Below are 16,539 nucleotides of genomic sequence, written 5' to 3'. Positions count from 1 at the left end.
TCGCCGCCGTCAGCGACGTCTTCCCATGGTCCACATGCCCAATCGTGCCGATGTTGCAGTGCGGCTTGTTCCGCTCAAACTTCGCCTTCGTCATGTTCGTATTCCTTGCCTATCGGTCCTAATTCAAACTGTCGCTCAGCCAGCGAGCTTCGCGACGACCTCGTCCGCCACCGCCTGGGGAACAGGCGCGTAATGATCGAAGGTCATGGTGTAAGCCGCGCGTCCCTGGGTCATCGAACGCAGCGTATTGACGTAACCAAACATGTTCGCCAGCGGCACCATGGCATTGATGACCTGCGCGTTGCCGCGGGCCTCCATGCCCTGGATCTGGCCGCGACGGCTGTTCAGATCGCCGATGCAGTCGCCCATGTAGTCTTCCGGCGTCACCACCTCGACCTTCATGATCGGCTCGAGCAGCTTGCACTGCGCCTTCTGCAGGCCTTCCTTGAAGGCCGCGCGGGCGGCGATTTCGAACGCCAGAACGCTCGAGTCGACGTCGTGATATGCGCCATCGATGAGCGAGACCTTGAAGTCGATCACCGGGAAGCCGGCAAGCACGCCGCTCTCTCGGGAAGCCTCGAGGCCCTTTTCGACACCGGGGATGAACTCCTTCGGCACCGCACCACCCACGATCTTGCTCTCGAAGCTGTAGCCCGAACCAGGCTCGCCCGGCTCGAACACGAGCTTGATGCGCGCGAACTGGCCCGACCCACCCGACTGCTTCTTGTGGGTGTAATCGATCTCAGCCTTGCGGCCGAGCGTCTCGCGATAAGCAACCTGCGGCGCGCCAACATTGGCATCGACCTTGTAGGTACGCCTCAGGATGTCGACCTTGATCTCGAGATGGAGCTCGCCCATGCCCTTGATAACGGTCTGTCCCGTTTCCTGGTCCGTCGAGACGCGGAAGGTCGGATCTTCCTGCACCAGACGCCCCAGCGCCTGACCCATCTTCTCCTGGTCGGCCTTGGACTTCGGCTCGATGGCGAGCTCGATGACCGGGTCCGGGAAGTCCATCTTCTCCAGCACGACCGGGTTGTCAGGGGTGCACAGCGTGTCACCGGTGGTCACGGTCTTGAGACCGGCCAAGGCAATGATGTCGCCCGCCCGTGCTTCCTTGACGTCCTCACGATTGTTGGCGTGCATCAGCAGCATGCGGCCGATGCGCTCCTTGCGGTCCTTGGTGCTGTTCAGCACGCCGGTACCCGACTCGACCACGCCGGAATAGACACGCGCGAAGGTCAGCGAACCCACAAAGGGATCGGTCATGATCTTGAACGCGAGCGCGGAAAACGGCGCATCGTCGCTGGATGGCAGCGAGATGGCCTCGTCGGTGCCCATCTTCACGCCCTTGACGTCCGGGACGTCGGTCGGGGCCGGCAGATAGTTCACGACCGCGTCGAGCATGGGCTGCACGCCCTTGTTCTTGAACGCCGAGCCGCACAGCACTGGAACGAACGCGTAGGAGATCGTGCCCTTGCGGATGCACTTGATCAGCGTCTCGTAGTCCGGCTCCTCGCCCGCCAAATACTTCTCGAGCGCCTCGTCATCCTGCTCGACAGCCATTTCGATCAGCTTGGTGCGGTACTCGGCGGCCTGCTCCTTGAGATCGGCCGGAATTTCACCGATCTCGAACTTGGCGCCGAGCGTCTCTTCCAGCCAGATGATCGCCTTGTTGGCGACGAGATCGATCAGGCCCTTGTATTCCGACTCGGCGCCGATCGGGATCTGGGTCACCAGCGGCTTGCTGCCGAGGCGGTCCTTGATCATATCGACGGTACGCCAGTAGTTGGCGCCGGTGCGATCCATCTTATTGACGAAGCAGATGCGCGGCACGCCGTACTTGTCGGCCTGGCGCCACACGGTCTCCGACTGCGGCTCGACACCGGCGACGGAGTCGAACACGCACACCGCACCGTCGAGCACGCGCAGGGAACGCTCGACTTCGATGGTGAAGTCGACGTGGCCGGGCGTGTCGATGATGTTCACGCGATAGCTCGGCCCCGCATACGGGCCGGTCTCGGTCTTCCAGAAGCAAGTCGTCGCGGCGGACGTGATGGTGATGCCGCGCTCCTGCTCCTGCTCCATCCAGTCCATCGTCGCGGCGCCGTCATGGACTTCGCCGATCTTATGCGACTTGCCGGTGTAGTAGAGGATGCGCTCAGTCGTCGTCGTCTTGCCGGCATCGATGTGCGCCATGATGCCGATATTGCGATAGTGCGCGATGGGAGTTGTGCGAGCCATGGTCGGGGCTTTCTAGCTGAGGGGCCTGGATCGCTTACCAGCGGTAATGGGAGAACGCCTTGTTGGCGTCCGCCATCTTGTGGGTGTCTTCGCGCTTCTTCACCGCGTTACCACGGCGATTGAAGGCGTCGAGCAGTTCGGCCGAGAGCTTCTCGGTCATGCTGTGGCCAGACCGGTCGCGAGCAGCCTGAATGATCCAGCGGATCGCCAGCGCCTGACGGCGCTCCGGGCGCACCTCGACCGGCACCTGGTAGGTGGCACCGCCGACGCGCCGCGACCGCACCTCGACAGCCGGCTTCACGTTCTCCAGCGCCTCGTGGAAGGCCGGGATCGGATCCTGCTTGAGCTTGGTCTCGATCTCATCGAGGGCGCCATAGACGACGCGCTCGGCGACCGACTTCTTGCCACGCTCCATGAGCGTGTTCATGAACTTGCTGAGCACGATATCGCCGAACTTGGCGTCCGGCAGAACTTCGCGTTTCTCGGCTGCGCGACGACGGGACATGACTTCCTCCGCGCCTTACTTCGGACGCTTCGCGCCGTACTTGGAACGGCGCTGCTTGCGGTCCTTGACACCCTGGGTGTCGAGGGTGCCGCGAATGATGTGATAGCGAACGCCCGGAAGGTCCTTCACGCGACCGCCGCGGATCATGACGACCGAGTGTTCCTGCAGGTTATGGCCTTCGCCGGGAATGTAGCTCACCACTTCGTAGGCGTTCGTGAGACGCACCTTGGCCACCTTGCGCAGCGCCGAGTTCGGCTTCTTTGGCGTCGTCGTATAGACGCGCGTGCACACGCCGCGCTTCTGCGGGCAGGCCTGAAGAGCCGGCACTTTGTTGCGCGAGGACAGAGGGCGGCGGCCCTTGGCAATCAACTGGTTAATCGTCGGCATCGAATTCCGGTTTCCTTACACGCCGTCTCGGGTCCGCCCAGGTCAGGCATCGGCGCAAAGCGAATGCGCGGGCGTAGCGGCAAAAGCGCAGCCCCGCGCGATGGGTACTTTGCGGCCTGAAGGCCTTGCTTGTAGCGGTCCTCGACGTCAGGCTGTGTCTAGGCGTTAGGCCTACTACCAGCCCCCCGGCGAGGTGGCGCGCTTATATGGCTATGCCCGTGCAGCGTCAAGCATAGTGCGCAGCTTTTCTCGTTGATTTTGCTGACTATTCGTCGGCGTCCCGCGCTGACTCGTTCCTGTTACCCAAGCCCTCGCGTACGCAAGATTCTATCACACTATATTTTGTGGACTGCCATGCCAGCGCCACAAAGTTTACTTCGTGTGCGCGATGCGCTATCAAGGCTCAAATGCTGCACCAGATCAATCGTACGCCGGCTACCAAAGGTCCCTCTCGGGGCGGGGTAATCGTGCGCGCGATCTTCTGATCCACAGCCGACCAAGACCCTGACCCCGCCGCGAAGGCCGGGGTCGAGTGCAGCGGTCCCGTCCTCCGGCAACGGAAGCGAGACCGAGATGACAGCCCCCCATCCCATGCCGCCCCCGGCGGTGCTCGAAACGCCGAGACTGGTTCTGCGGCCGGTCCGGCGAAAGGATATTCCCGTCATCCAGCATCGATTTCCGCACTGGGAAATCGTGCAATATCTCGATGTGGGTATTCCCTGGCCCTACCCGGCCGATGGCGCCGCACTCTACGTGGAAACATGCCTGGCCGAGATGCAGCGCGGCGAGAAGGCGCACTGGGCCCTGATCCCCAAGTCTGGCCCGGTCGATCTGATCGGCATGATCAGCCTGTGGCCGGACGACGGGGTGTCGCGCAATCAACGCGGTTTCTGGCTGGCTCGGGAATTCCAGCGCCGGGGCCTGATGAGCGAGGCGGCCGAGCGTGTCACGGCCTATGCGTTCTGCGATCTGGGCTGGCCGGAGCTCTGGTTCGCCAATGCCCAGGAAAACTACGGCTCCCGCCGGATCAAGGAGAAGCAGGGCGCCCGCCTGGTCGATCTCATGATCGGCCGCTTCGTGAGCGGCCCGGGCCCGCAGATGGTCTGGCATCTGCTGCGGGAGAACTGGGTGGCGCGGCAAGCCGCCCAATAGAAGGCCGCGCAATAGAAAAGGCCGTCGTCCCAGCACGACGGCCTTCTTCGTTGATCAATTGCTGACCGCTACTCCGCGGCCTGCTCCGCTTCCGGCAACGGCACCGATTGGGGTTGGTCTTCGGCACCCGAAGCCAGGATGGCTCGGTCACGTTGTGCGGCAATCGCCTTCAGACGATTGACGACTCCGCCCGTACCAGCCGGGATCAGGCGCCCGACGATCACGTTCTCCTTCAGGCCCTGCAGATTGTCGACGCGACCGGAAACAGCCGCCTCCGTGAGCACCCGGGTCGTCTCTTGGAAGGAGGCGGCCGAGATGAACGACTTGGTCTGCAGGCTGGCCTTGGTGATGCCCAGCAGGACCGGATCGCCCTTGGCCGGCTTCAGCTTCTCGGCGACGAGCTTGGCGTTCTCGAAGTCGAACTCCTGCTTATCGACCTGCTCTCCGACCAGGAACGTCGATTCGCCCGGATCGGTGATCTCGATCTTCTGCAGCATCTGACGAGCGATCGTCTCGATGTGCTTGTCGTTGATCTTCACGCCCTGCAGTCGATAGACCTCCTGGATCTCGTTGACGAGATACTCAGCCAGCTTCTCGATGCCGAGCACGCGCAGGATGTCGTGCGGCACGGGATTGCCGTCGATCAGGAGATCGCCACGCTCCACGTAGTCGCCTTCCTGGACGGCGATGCGCTTGCCCTTCGGGATCAGGTACTCGACAGGCTCCGCATTCTCGCCTTCCGGCACGATCAGGATGCGGCGCTTGTTCTTGTAGTCCTTGCCGAACTCGATGCGGCCCGCGATGTCGCAGATGATCGCGAAGTCCTTTGGCTTGCGGGCTTCGAACAGCTCCGCCACGCGCGGCAGACCGCCCGTGATGTCGCGGTTCTTGCCGCCCTCGCGAGGGATACGCGCGAGGATGTCGCCGGCATGGACCTCCTGCCCATTCTCGACCGACAGGACCGAATCGATGGACAGCAGATAACGAGCCTCTTGGCCATTGGCCAGCATGATCGGCTTGCCTTCGGCATCGTGGATGGCGATGCGCGGACGCAGATCGCCGCCGCGCGGCTGGCCCTTCCAGTCGACGACGACGCGGTTGGAGATGCCGGTCGACTCGTCGATCACCTCGCGCATCGACACGCCCTCGACGAGGTCGACGTAGACGGCCTTACCGGCCTTCTCCGTGATGATCGGCAGGGTGTACGGATCCCACTCGGCCAGCTTCTGGCCCTTGGTCACCGCGGCATCGTTGTCGACCAGCAGGCGCGCGCCGTAGGGCACGCGATGCTTGGCACGCTCGCGCTGGGCACCGTCGATCAGAACCAGCTCAGTGTTGCGGCCCATTACGACCGGAACGCCCTGGCTGTTCATCACGATGTTGCGGTTGCGCACCTGGATGGTGCCGTCGTGGCTCGCTTCGATGTTCGACTGCTCGGCGCCACGCTGCGCCGCGCCGCCGATATGGAAGGTACGCATGGTGAGCTGGGTGCCCGGCTCGCCGATCGACTGCGCGGCAATGACGCCCACCGCCTCGCCGATATTGACCTTCGTGCCGCGGGCCAGATCGCGTCCGTAGCACTTTCCGCAAACACCGACCTTGGTGTCGCAGGTCAGCACCGAACGGATGCGAAGCTCCTCGATCCCGGCCTTCTCGATCTGCTCGACACCGACTTCGTCGATCAGGTCCCCCCCCTTGACGATGAGGGTGCCGTTCAGCGGGTCGACGATGTCGTCGAGCGCCGTGCGGCCGAGGACGCGCTCGGAGAGCGGCTCGATGACGTCGCCGCCATCGACGACCGCGCGCATCGTGAGGCCGTGCGTGGTGCCGCAATCCTCCTCGATGATGATGCAGTCCTGCGCCACGTCGACCAGGCGGCGGGTCAGGTAGCCCGAGTTCGCCGTCTTGAGCGCCGTGTCGGCCAGGCCCTTGCGGGCGCCGTGGGTGGAGTTGAAGTACTCCAGCACGGACAGGCCTTCCTTGAAGTTCGACAGGATGGGCGTCTCGATGATTTCGCCCGAGGGCTTGGTCATGAGACCGCGCATACCGGCCAGCTGCTTCATCTGAGTGGCCGAACCGCGCGCACCGGAGTGCGCCATCATCCACACAGCATTGACCGGCCGGCCGGGCTTGGGCGTCGAAATGCCCTTCATCATCTCCTCGGCCACGCGGTCCGAGCAGCGCGACCAGGCGTCGACCACCTTGTTGTACTTCTCACCCGAGGTGATCAAGCCGTCCTGATACTGCTGTTCGTATTCCTTCACTTCCTTTTGTGTCTGGGCGACCAGCTTCTCCTTGGCGGCCGGGATGACGAGATCATCCTTGCCGAAGGAAATGCCGGCGCGGCAGGCGTGATAGAAGCCAAGGCCCATGAGGCGATCGGCGAAGATCACCGTCTCCTTCTGGCCGCAGTGACGGTAGACCGAGTCGATGACGTTCTGCAGATCCTTCTTCGTCAGAAGTCGATTGATCAACGAGAACGGCAGGTTGGGATGCTTGGGCAGGATCTGCGCCAGCAGGATGCGTCCCGGGGTGGTTTCGACCACGCGGGATGCAAGCTCGCCCTTGTCGTCGTAAGCCTCCAGTCGCGCCTTGATCTTGGCGTGCATGGACAGCGTACGGCTGTGCAGCGCGTGCTCGAGCTCGCCGATCTCGGAGAACATCGAACCTTCGCCCGCTTCGCCCTCGCGCTCGAGGGTGATGTAATAGATGCCGAGCACGATATCCTGCGACGGCACGATGATCGGCTTGCCCGACGCCGGGCTCAGGATGTTGTTGGTCGACATCATGAGCACGCGAGCTTCGAGCTGGGCTTCCAGCGATAGCGGTACGTGAACCGCCATCTGGTCACCGTCGAAGTCGGCATTGAAAGCGGTGCAGACCAGCGGATGAAGCTGGATCGCCTTGCCCTCGATCAGGACGGGCTCGAACGCCTGGATGCCGAGGCGGTGCAGCGTCGGCGCGCGGTTCAGGAGCACTGGATGTTCGCGGATCACCTCTTCGAGGATATCCCAAACCTCCGGCCGTTCCTTCTCGACCATGCGCTTGGCGGCCTTGATGGTGTTGGCCATGCCGTAGTTCTGCAGCCGCGAATAGATGAACGGCTTGAACAGCTCCAGCGCCATCTTCTTCGGCAAACCGCACTGATGCAGCTTCAGCTCGGGACCGACCACGATCACGGAGCGGCCCGAGTAGTCGACGCGCTTGCCGAGAAGGTTCTGGCGGAACCGGCCCTGCTTGCCCTTCAGCATGTCGCTGAGCGACTTCAGTGGCCGCTTGTTCGCGCCCGTGATGACTCGGCCTCGGCGGCCGTTGTCGAACAGCGCATCGACGGACTCCTGCAGCATGCGCTTCTCGTTGCGCACGATGATGTCAGGCGCCCGCAGTTCCATCAGCCGCTTCAGGCGGTTGTTGCGGTTGATGACGCGACGGTAGAGGTCGTTCAGGTCGGAGGTAGCGAAGCGGCCGCCGTCGAGCGGAACCAGCGGGCGCAGCTCGGGTGGGATCACCGGCACCAGCTCGAGGATCATCCATTCCGGACGGGCGCCGGACTCGATGAAGCTCTCGACCAGCTTCAGCCGCTTGACCAGCTTCTTGCGCTTCGCCTCCGAAGTCGTCTCTCGCAGCTCCTCGCGCAGCTTCGGACGCTCCTCGTTGAGGTCGATGACCTGCAACATCTCGCGGATCGCCTCGGCGCCGATGTCGGCTTCGAACGAGCCCTCGCCATATTCGTCGAGCGCGTTGAGATACTGGTCCTCGTTCAGGAGCTCGCGATATTTCAGCGGCGTCAGGCCGGGATTGGTGACGACATAGTTCTCGAAGTAGAGGATCTTCTCCAGGTCGCGCAGCGTCATGTCGAGCAGAAGCCCGATACGGCTCGGCAGCGACTTCAGGAACCAGATATGGGCTACCGGCGAAGCAAGTTCGATGTGGCCCATCCGCTCGCGACGTACCTTGGTGAGTGTCACCTCGACGCCGCACTTCTCGCAGGTGATGCCGCGGAACTTCATGCGCTTGTACTTGCCGCACAAGCACTCGTAGTCCTTGATCGGTCCGAAGATACGGGCGCAGAAGAGCCCGTCCCGCTCCGGCTTGAAGGTGCGGTAGTTGATGGTTTCCGGCTTCTTGATCTCACCGTGGCTCCAGGCGCGGATGCGTTCCGGACTGGCGATCGAGATTCGGATCTCGTCGAAGGTCGGAGTGCCCTGCGGCTGGCCCAGCACATTGATAAGGTCGGTCATATTCGGGGTCCTACGGGTTCGTTGGACTTAAATGGCGAAGAATGGATGTCGGCCGCCTCAGGCGGCCGACTGGTTCAGTTCGACGTTCAGGCCGAGGGAGCGCAGCTCCTTGACCAGCACATTGAAGGATTCGGGGATGCCTGCCTCGAACGTGTCGTCGCCGCGAACGATGGCCTCATAGACCTTCGTACGGCCCGCAACGTCGTCCGACTTCACGGTCAGGATCTCCTGCAGCGTATAGGCGGCGCCATAGGCCTCAAGCGCCCAAACCTCCATCTCGCCGAAGCGCTGGCCGCCGAACTGCGCCTTGCCGCCCAGTGGCTGCTGGGTGACGAGGCTGTAAGGGCCAATCGACCGGGCATGAATCTTGTCGTCGACCAGGTGATGCAGCTTCAGCATGTAGATGTAGCCCACCGTCACCTTGCGATCGAACGGCTCGCCCGTACGACCGTCCACCAGGGTGACCTGACCCGACCGATCGAGGCCCGCCATCTCCAGCATGCCAACGATATCGGCCTCGTGCGCGCCGTCGAACACAGGCGACGCGAACGGAACGCCCCGGCTCAGGTTCCTGGCCAGTTCGATCACCCGATCGTCGTCGAGGTCGGCGATGTCGTTCTTGTACGACTTCTCGCCATAGACGTCGCGCAGGGTCTTGCGGACCTGTGCGATGGAGCTCTCGCGAGCGCCATTCACCATCTCGCCGATCTTCTTGCCGAGACCCGCCGCGGCCCAGCCGAGGTGGGTCTCCAGAATCTGACCGACGTTCATGCGGCTCGGCACACCCAGGGGATTCAGCACGATGTCGACCGGCTGACCGTCCTCAAGATAGGGCATGTCCTCGAGCGGCATGATGCGCGAGATGACACCCTTGTTGCCGTGGCGGCCGGCCATCTTGTCGCCCGGCTGCAGCTTGCGCTTGGTCGCGACGAAGACCTTGACCATCTTCATCACGCCCGGCGGCAGTTCGTCGCCACGCTGAAGCTTGTCGACCTTGCTGTCGAAGCGGTCCTGCAGACGCTTCATCGATTCGTCGAACTGCTTGTTCAACGCCTCGATCTCGCTCTGGCGCTTGTCGGTCTTGACCGCGATCTGACGCCACTGACCGGGCGTGAACTCGCCCAGCACCTTGTCGACGATGCGCGTGCCGGGCTTCAGGCCCTTGAGCCCGCCCGCGACGACCTGATTGAGCAACATCTCCTGCAGCTGACTGTAGAAGCTGCGCTCGAGGATTGCCTTTTCGTCGTCACGGTCCTTTGCCAGACGTTCGATCTCGTCACGCTCGATGGCGAGTGCGCGCTCGTCCTTGTCGACGCCGCGCCGATTGAAGACGCGCACCTCGACAACCGTGCCCTCGACACCCGGCGGCACCTTGAGCGACGTGTCGCGAACGTCGGCCGCCTTCTCGCCAAAGATCGCGCGCAGCAGCTTCTCTTCCGGCGTCATCGGGCTCTCGCCCTTCGGGGTGACCTTGCCGACAAGGATATCGCCCGCCTTCACCTCGGCACCGATATAGACGATGCCCGCCTCGTCGAGGTTCTTGAGAGCCTCTTCGCCGACGTTCGGGATGTCGCGGGAGATTTCCTCCTGGCCGAGCTTGGTGTCGCGGGCCATGACCTCGAACTCCTCGATGTGGATCGAGGTGAAGACGTCATCGCGCACGATGCGCTCGGAGAGGAGGATCGAGTCCTCGAAGTTGTAGCCGTTCCACGGCATGAACGCGACGAGCACGTTGCGGCCGAGGGCCAGCTCGCCGTTCTGGGTCGACGGCCCGTCGGCCACGATATCGCCCTTCTTCACCACGTCGCCCACCCGCACCAGCGGCTTCTGGGTGATGCAGGTGCTCTGGTTCGAGCGCTGGAACTTCAGCAGGTTGTAGATGTCGACCGCGGGGCGGTTCGGACCGACGTCCTCCGTCGCGCGGACCACGATACGCATGGCGTCGACCTGGTCGACGATGCCGGAGCGGCGCGCCGAGATCGCCACGCCCGAATCACGGGCCACGACCTCTTCCATGCCCGTGCCCACCAGCGGCGCATCGGCCTGGATCAGCGGCACCGCCTGACGTTGCATGTTCGAGCCCATCAGCGCGCGATTGGCGTCGTCGTTCTCGAGGAACGGGATCAGCGCCGCGGCAACGGACACGATCTGCTTGGGCGAGACGTCGACGAAGTCGATCGTGTCGGGACGGCCGAGAATGTACTCGCCGCCTTTGCGACACTGAACGAGTTCGGAAACGAACTTGCCCTTGGGGTCGATCTCGGCATTGGCCTGCGCCACCGTATAGCGGCCCTCCTCCATCGCCGAGAGATAGATGACCTCGTCGGTGACGCGGCCGGCCACGACCTTGCGGTACGGGCTTTCAATGAAGCCGTACTGGTTCACGCGCGCATAGGTCGCGAGCGAGTTGATCAGGCCGATGTTCGGGCCTTCCGGCGTCTCGATCGGGCAGATGCGGCCGTAGTGGGTCGGATGCACGTCGCGGACCTCGAAGCCCGCGCGTTCGCGTGTCAGGCCGCCCGGTCCGAGTGCCGAAAGACGACGCTTGTGCGTCACTTCCGACAGCGGGTTCGTCTGATCCATGAACTGCGACAGCTGGCTGGAGCCGAAGAACTCGCGCACCGCCGCGGCGGCCGGCTTGGCGTTGATGAGATCGTGCGGCATCACCGTGTCGATGTCGATCGAGCTCATCCGTTCGCGGATGGCGCGCTCCATGCGGAGCAGGCCGACGCGATACTGGTTCTCCATCAGCTCGCCAACCGACCGAACACGGCGATTGCCGAGATGATCGATGTCGTCGATTTCTCCGCGACCATCCTTGAGGCCGTGCAGGACCTTCACTACCGCCAGGATGTCCTCGCGGCGCAGCGTGCGCTGCGTATCAGGCACGCCTTCGAAGCCCAGGCGCATGTTCATCTTCACGCGACCGACCGGAGAGAGGTCGTAGCGCTCGATGTCGAACAGCAGGCCGCCGAACAGGGACTCTGCCTGCTCCAGTGTCGGCGGCTCGCCCGGCCGCATGACGCGGTAGATGTCGAGCAACGCCTCTTCGCGGCTGGAATTCTTGTCGGCCGCCAGCGTGTTGCGGATGTAAGGGCCGACATTCGTGTGGTCGATCGCGAGCGTCGGCAGCGTGTCGATGCCGTTCTCCTCGAACAGGTCGAGCACCGCCTGGGTGATCTCCTGGCCGGCCTCGACATAGATTTCGCCGGTCTTTTCGTTGATGACGTCGAGCGCAGCGTAGCGGCCGATCAGCTCTTCCGCCGACACGCGGATCTCCTTCAGCCCGCCCTCCTTGAGGCGGTTGAGGAGGCGCGGCGTCATCTTGGCGCCAGCCTCGGCGACAGTCTTACCGGTCTTGGCGTTGACGAGGTCGTGCGTGAGCTTGATGCCCTTCATCGCCTCGGCATCGAAGGTGGTGTTCCACCCTTCCTCGTCGCGCTTGTAGATCACCTGGCCATAGAAGGCCGCGAGGATCTCTTCCGGGGACAGGCCCTGGGCCTCGGCCGGATCCAGCTGCTGGCCCTTGGCGGCTGCCGCCGCGCGCTTCTTGGCGGTGGCATCATTGTCGAGGGCGAGCAGCAGCGTCGTCACCGGAATCTTGCGGCGACGGTCGATGCGCACATAGATCAGGTCCTTGGCGTCGAACTCGAAGTCGAGCCAGGAGCCGCGATAGGGGATGATGCGCGCGGCGAACAGGTACTTGCCCGAGCTGTGGGTCTTGCCCTTGTCGTGATCGAAGAAGACGCCCGGCGAGCGGTGCATCTGGCTGACGATCACGCGTTCCGTGCCGTTCACGATGAAGGTGCCGTTGTCGGTCATGAGCGGCATGTCGCCCATGTAGACATCCTGCTCCTTGATGTCGCGGATCGAGCGCGAACCCGCTTCCTCGTCGATGTCCCATACGACGAGCTGGAGCGTGACCTTCAGCGGCGCGGCAAAGGTGATGCCGCGCTGCTGGCATTCCTCGACGTCGTACTTCGGCTCCTCGAACTCGTATTTCACGAACTCAAGGCTGGCCCGTTCGGCGAAGTCCTTGATCGGGAATACCGAGCGGAACACCTCCTGAAGACCCGACTGCGTACGCTTCGCGGCCGGCGTCATGCGCTGCAGGAAGCTTTCGTAGGAGCTCTTCTGCACCTCGATGAGGTTTGGCATCGGCGCCACCGACTCGATGTGGCCGAAGAAACGACGAATCCGTTTGCGCGTATTGAAGGCCGTGGCCATCCTGCGTCCTCGAAGGTTCAAGGGCGGAGAGAACACCCGCTGCTTTCTCGGAGCTTGCGGCCCGCCAGCCGCTCACCCCATCCGTTGCAGAGGGCCACTTATCGGAGCGGACCACGACCAGGTCCGCTCGGAAAAGAGGCCCGACAGGGCCGGCCTCCAAAGAGACCAGCCCCACCGGATAGATGCTTACTTGAGCTCGACCTTGGCGCCCTCGGCCTCGAGCTTGGCCTTGAGCTTCTCGGCGTCCGCCTTCGGCACGCCTTCCTTGACCGGCTTCGGCGCGCCTTCGACCAGGTCCTTGGCCTCCTTGAGGCCGAGGCCGGTGATTTCGCGCACCACCTTGATGACGTTGATCTTCTTGTCGCCAGCGGCGGCGAGGACGACGGTGAACTCGTCCTTCACTTCCGCGGGAGCAGCGGCGGCGGCGCCCGGCGCGGCTGCGACGGCGACCGGCGCGGCGGCGCTGACGCCCCACTTCTCTTCAAGCAGCTTGCTGAGCTGAGCGGCCTCGAGGACCGTCAGGGCCGAAAGCTCTTCGACCAGCTTTTCCAGATTGGCCATTGTCTATCTCCTAATAACCCGAACTTCTTCGATCGTGACTTCGAAACGATTGACGACTCACGCCGCCTTCGCGCCGTCTTCCTTGGCTCCGTATGCGCCGAACACACGAGCGACCTGACCCGCCGGCGCCTGCAATACACCCGCGACCTTGGTCGCCGGGGCCTGCAGAAGGCCGATGATCGTGGCCCGCAGAGCATCGAGGGAGGGGAGCGTGGCGAGAGCCTGGACGCCTGCGACGTCCAGCGTGTTCTCACCCAGCGCACCACCGACGATGGTCAGCTTCTCGTTGTTCTTGGCGAAAGCCGAAACGACCTTCGCCGCAGCGACCGGATCCTTGGAGTAGGCGATGGCAGTCGGCCCCTTGAACAGGGATCCGAGCGCCTTGAAGGGCGTGCCCTCGAGGGCACGCAACGTGAGCCGATTCTTGGCGACCTTATAGCTCGCGCCCGCTGCCCGTATCTTGCGACGCAGGTCCGTCACTTCCTGGACGGTGAGGCCGGACTGGCGGGTTACCACCATCAGGCTCGCGTCCTTGAAGATCTGGTTCAGCTCGGCGATCGCTTCGGCCTTTTCCGAACGATTCACGGCTTTCTCCAACTAAGGTCCGATCCGGAGGATCCGAATCGAACCGGCTGCGTTAAGACCACATGTTCCGTCAGCGGTTGAGCGAACGGAACCTGACGGTCTTGCTCGCCTGCCCCGGAAGTTCGGGCCGTGCGCATGCCAGGGCATGCGTCGATTCCCTTGCCCCCGTCTGCGCAGGCGGGTTTCCCCTTTACGCTTCCTCCCGAAGAAGGAAGCACCGGCGGTCTCGGACAGGTGGACGTCGGAAGTCTTGCGACCTCCTCCCTCCTTCCAACGCCGACCGGGACACGGCCGACGCCGGAAACTCGTGACTAAAACCTCACGCGATCAGACGACGATCGCGGAAGCCGGGTCGAGCTTGATGCCCGGGCCCATGGTCGAACTGATCGACACCTTCTTGATGAAGGTGCCCTTGGCGCCGCTCGGCTTGGCGCGGCTGATGGCGGTGACGAACGCCTTCACGTTGGCGGCGATCGCGTCCTCACTGAACGAGGCCTTGCCGACGCCGGCGTGGACGATGCCGGCCTTCTCGGCGCGGAACTCGATCGAGCCGGCCTTGGCCGCCTTGACCGCCGCGGTGACGTCCTGCGTGACCGTGCCCAGCTTCGGGTTCGGCATCAGACCGCGCGGGCCCAGAACCTTACCGAGGCGTCCGACGATGCCCATCATGTCCGGCGTCGCCACGCAGCGGTCGAAGTTCATTTCGCCGCCATTGATCTTCTCGGCGAGATCCTCGGCACCAACGAGATCCGCTCCAGCCGCCTTGGCCTCCTCGGCCTTGGCGCCACGCGCGAACACCGCCACGCGCACCGTCTTGCCAGTGCCGCTCGGCAACTCGACCATGCCGCGCACCGCCTGGTCGGCGTGACGCGGATCGATGCCGAGGTTCATGGCAACTTCAATCGTCTCGTCGAACTTCGACTTGGCATTGGCCTTTACGAGCTTCACGGCCTCGTCGAGCGAATAGACCTTGTCCCGGTCAACCGAAGCTGCAGCCGTCTTGTATCGCTTGCCCTGCGTCATGGCTTACTCCACCACCTGAAGGCCCATAGACCGGGCGGAGCCCACGACCTGCGCCATCGCCGATTCGACCGAGTCGCAGTTGAGGTCTGGCATCTTCTGCTTGGCGATCTCTTCGACTTGCTTCTTCGTCACCTTGCCGACGATCTGCGTGCCGACCGTCTTGGCGCCCGATTCGATGCCCGCAGCCTTCTTCAGGAAGTAGGTCACCGGCGGTGTCTTGGTCACGAAGGTGAAGCTGCGGTCCTGAAACACGGTGATGACCACCGGAATCGGCATGCCGGCTTCCATCTTCTGGGTGCGCGCGTTGAATTGCTTGCAGAATTCCATGATGTTGACGCCCTGCTGACCGAGCGCAGGCCCGATCGGCGGCGACGGATTGGCCTTTCCAGCCGGCACTTGCAGCTTGACGTAGGCCTGAATTTTCTTGGCCATGCCTGCCCCTTTCTGTTGGGCGGCGCGGTACGGCCATGGCCGGCCTCCCGCACCTGATTAAAAACCCTGACTAAACCGTTGGATGGAAACAAATTTCTGAAACCAACCAAACACACGAGAAAAGGCCGGCACGTAGGCCAGCCCTTCCAAGGGCGGGGGGTGTACCAAACTCCCCGACGCTCCACAACCCCAAGATTTGGGCTTTATATGGGCAGAGCCTAAAGTTTTTCCACCTGGGCGTAATCGAGTTCGACCGGAGTCGAGCGCCCAAAGATCGATACCGCGACTTTCAGACGGGCCCGCTCCTCGTCCACATCCTCAACCGTGCCGTTGAACGAGGCGAACGGTCCATCGGCGACCTTGACCTGCTCGCCGATCTCGAAACTGACGGCTGGCTTGGGCCGTTCCACGCCCTCCTGGACCTGCCGCAGGATGCGCCCAGCCTCGGCGTCGGAGATCGGCACGGGCTTGCCGCGGCCACCGCCGCCCAGAAAGCCAGTAACCTTGGCCGTATTCTTGATCAGATGCCAGGTCTCGTCGTTGAGATCCATTTTCACCAGGACGTAGCCGGGGAAGAACTTGCGCTCCGTCTGGACTTTCGAGCCCCGGCGCACCTCCACGACCTCTTCCATCGGGACCAGAACCTGGGAGATCTCCTCGGTCAGACCCTTCTTTTCCGCCTGTTCACGGATCGACTGCGCGACTTTGTTTTCAAAGCCGGAATAGGCGTGAACGACGTACCAACGATGAGCCATGTCAGGAAATCCCGAGCAGTGTCTGCACGACAAAGGCGATGACCTTGTCGGCCACCAGGAAGAATACCGCCGCGATCACGACGAAGATGAAGACCATGCTGGTCGTGATCGTGGTCTCGCGTCGGGTCGGCCAAGTGACCTTGCCGGCTTCGGCGCGGACTTCCCGAACGAATTCTACTGGATTCTTCGCCATGCTCGCCATTTTCAAAAGGTGGCAGGAGTGGAGGGACTCGAACCCCCGGCCCTCGGTTTTGGAGACCGATGCTCTACCAACTGAGCTACACTCCTACACGCCGCCGCCGGACATACACGCCGGCGGCGCCGATTTATAGCACTACTTGACGATTTTGGTTACGACGCCGGCGCCGACGGTGCGTCCGCCCTCGCGGATGGCGAAGCGCAGGCCCTCGTCCATGGCGATCGGCTGGAT

The 16,539-nt window shown here is 63.2% G+C and carries 14 protein-coding genes and 1 tRNA gene; 1 reads left to right on the top strand and 14 read right to left on the bottom strand.

The genetic code is table 11. The annotated features are described in order from the left end of the window. The 4 genes from B5D62_RS33190 to rpsL form a co-directional block, all read right to left on the bottom strand. The coding region (locus tag B5D62_RS33190) for a GTP-binding protein (RefSeq protein ID WP_139374222.1) at positions 1-94 on the bottom strand (94 nt) is incomplete at its 3' end. A 41-nt stretch (positions 95-135) separates the two neighbouring features. Then, the gene (gene fusA, locus B5D62_RS32620) at positions 136-2,241 is read right to left on the bottom strand and encodes an elongation factor G (RefSeq protein ID WP_085938280.1); all 2,106 of its coding nucleotides are present in this window, start codon (positions 2,239-2,241) and stop codon (positions 136-138) included. 34 nt (positions 2,242-2,275) lie between these two features. After that, positions 2,276-2,746, bottom strand: a complete 471-nt coding sequence (gene rpsG / locus B5D62_RS32615; protein ID WP_085938279.1) for a 30S ribosomal protein S7 — start codon at positions 2,744-2,746, stop codon at positions 2,276-2,278. 15 nt (positions 2,747-2,761) lie between these two features. Continuing rightward, positions 2,762-3,133, bottom strand: coding sequence for a 30S ribosomal protein S12 (gene rpsL / locus B5D62_RS32610; protein WP_085938278.1), 372 nt, complete (start codon positions 3,131-3,133; stop codon positions 2,762-2,764). 573 nt (positions 3,134-3,706) lie between these two features. On the opposite strand from rpsL, the gene B5D62_RS32605 reads away from it, so the two are divergent. After that, entirely contained in the window at positions 3,707-4,285 is a 579-nt protein-coding gene (locus tag B5D62_RS32605) for a GNAT family N-acetyltransferase (RefSeq protein ID WP_218191415.1), read from the top strand. Between the two features lie 68 nt (positions 4,286-4,353). Here the strand turns inward: B5D62_RS32605 and rpoC are convergent, their stop codons facing one another. The 10 genes from rpoC to B5D62_RS32555 all read right to left on the bottom strand — a co-directional run. Continuing rightward, on the bottom strand, positions 4,354-8,526 hold the full coding sequence (gene rpoC / locus B5D62_RS32600; protein WP_085938276.1) for a DNA-directed RNA polymerase subunit beta': 4,173 nt from the start codon (positions 8,524-8,526) through the stop codon (positions 4,354-4,356). Between the two features lie 57 nt (positions 8,527-8,583). Continuing rightward, a complete protein-coding gene (gene rpoB / locus B5D62_RS32595) occupies positions 8,584-12,753 on the bottom strand; it encodes a DNA-directed RNA polymerase subunit beta (protein ID WP_085938275.1) in 4,170 nt (1,389 codons plus the stop codon). A 186-nt stretch (positions 12,754-12,939) separates the two neighbouring features. Continuing rightward, positions 12,940-13,314: a 50S ribosomal protein L7/L12 gene (gene rplL, locus B5D62_RS32590; RefSeq protein WP_085938274.1), complete on the bottom strand. Its 375-nt coding sequence runs from the start codon at positions 13,312-13,314 to the stop codon at positions 12,940-12,942. Positions 13,315-13,371: 57 nt separating this feature from the next. Beyond that, positions 13,372-13,899, bottom strand: coding sequence for a 50S ribosomal protein L10 (gene rplJ / locus B5D62_RS32585; RefSeq protein ID WP_085938273.1), 528 nt, complete (start codon positions 13,897-13,899; stop codon positions 13,372-13,374). A gap of 327 nt (positions 13,900-14,226) precedes the next feature. After that, complete coding sequence (gene rplA, locus B5D62_RS32580) at positions 14,227-14,922, bottom strand: 50S ribosomal protein L1 (RefSeq protein WP_085938272.1); 696 nt, start codon at positions 14,920-14,922, stop codon at positions 14,227-14,229. A gap of 3 nt (positions 14,923-14,925) precedes the next feature. Continuing rightward, positions 14,926-15,354, bottom strand: coding sequence for a 50S ribosomal protein L11 (gene rplK, locus B5D62_RS32575; RefSeq protein ID WP_085938271.1), 429 nt, complete (start codon positions 15,352-15,354; stop codon positions 14,926-14,928). Between the two features lie 218 nt (positions 15,355-15,572). Further along, positions 15,573-16,109 (bottom strand): transcription termination/antitermination protein NusG, encoded by a 537-nt coding sequence (nusG, locus tag B5D62_RS32570; RefSeq protein ID WP_085938270.1) that lies wholly within the window; start codon positions 16,107-16,109, stop codon positions 15,573-15,575. 1 nt (position 16,110) lies between these two features. Continuing rightward, positions 16,111-16,302: a preprotein translocase subunit SecE gene (gene secE, locus B5D62_RS32565; RefSeq protein ID WP_170921265.1), complete on the bottom strand. Its 192-nt coding sequence runs from the start codon at positions 16,300-16,302 to the stop codon at positions 16,111-16,113. 19 nt (positions 16,303-16,321) lie between these two features. Further along, a tRNA-Trp gene (locus tag B5D62_RS32560) sits at positions 16,322-16,397 on the bottom strand. A 46-nt stretch (positions 16,398-16,443) separates the two neighbouring features. Beyond that, positions 16,444-16,539, bottom strand: a 96-nt coding sequence (locus B5D62_RS32555) for an EF-Tu C-terminal domain-related protein (RefSeq protein WP_139374221.1), incomplete at its 5' end; no start/stop codon positions are given.

Origin of the sequence: Enhydrobacter aerosaccus (genome assembly GCF_900167455.1) — a bacterium.
Lineage (GTDB): Bacteria > Pseudomonadota > Alphaproteobacteria > Reyranellales > Reyranellaceae > Reyranella > Reyranella aerosaccus.
The sequence above is the reverse complement of the archived record's forward strand: the minus strand, read 5'-3'. Positions and strand labels throughout refer to the sequence as shown.

Coding starts and splice junctions, on each gene's coding strand:
- secE (WP_170921265.1), bottom strand. CDS start 16,302: ATGGCGAAGAATCCAGTAGAATTCGTTCGGGAAGTCCGCGCCGAAGCC.
- rpoB (WP_085938275.1), bottom strand. CDS start 12,753: ATGGCCACGGCCTTCAATACGCGCAAACGGATTCGTCGTTTCTTCGGC.
- nusG (WP_085938270.1), bottom strand. CDS start 16,109: ATGGCTCATCGTTGGTACGTCGTTCACGCCTATTCCGGCTTTGAAAAC.
- fusA (WP_085938280.1), bottom strand. CDS start 2,241: ATGGCTCGCACAACTCCCATCGCGCACTATCGCAATATCGGCATCATG.
- rpsG (WP_085938279.1), bottom strand. CDS start 2,746: ATGTCCCGTCGTCGCGCAGCCGAGAAACGCGAAGTTCTGCCGGACGCC.
- rpsL (WP_085938278.1), bottom strand. CDS start 3,133: ATGCCGACGATTAACCAGTTGATTGCCAAGGGCCGCCGCCCTCTGTCC.
- rplK (WP_085938271.1), bottom strand. CDS start 15,354: ATGGCCAAGAAAATTCAGGCCTACGTCAAGCTGCAAGTGCCGGCTGGA.
- rplA (WP_085938272.1), bottom strand. CDS start 14,922: ATGACGCAGGGCAAGCGATACAAGACGGCTGCAGCTTCGGTTGACCGG.
- B5D62_RS32605 (WP_218191415.1), top strand. CDS start 3,707: ATGACAGCCCCCCATCCCATGCCGCCCCCGGCGGTGCTCGAAACGCCG.
- rpoC (WP_085938276.1), bottom strand. CDS start 8,526: ATGACCGACCTTATCAATGTGCTGGGCCAGCCGCAGGGCACTCCGACC.
- rplL (WP_085938274.1), bottom strand. CDS start 13,314: ATGGCCAATCTGGAAAAGCTGGTCGAAGAGCTTTCGGCCCTGACGGTC.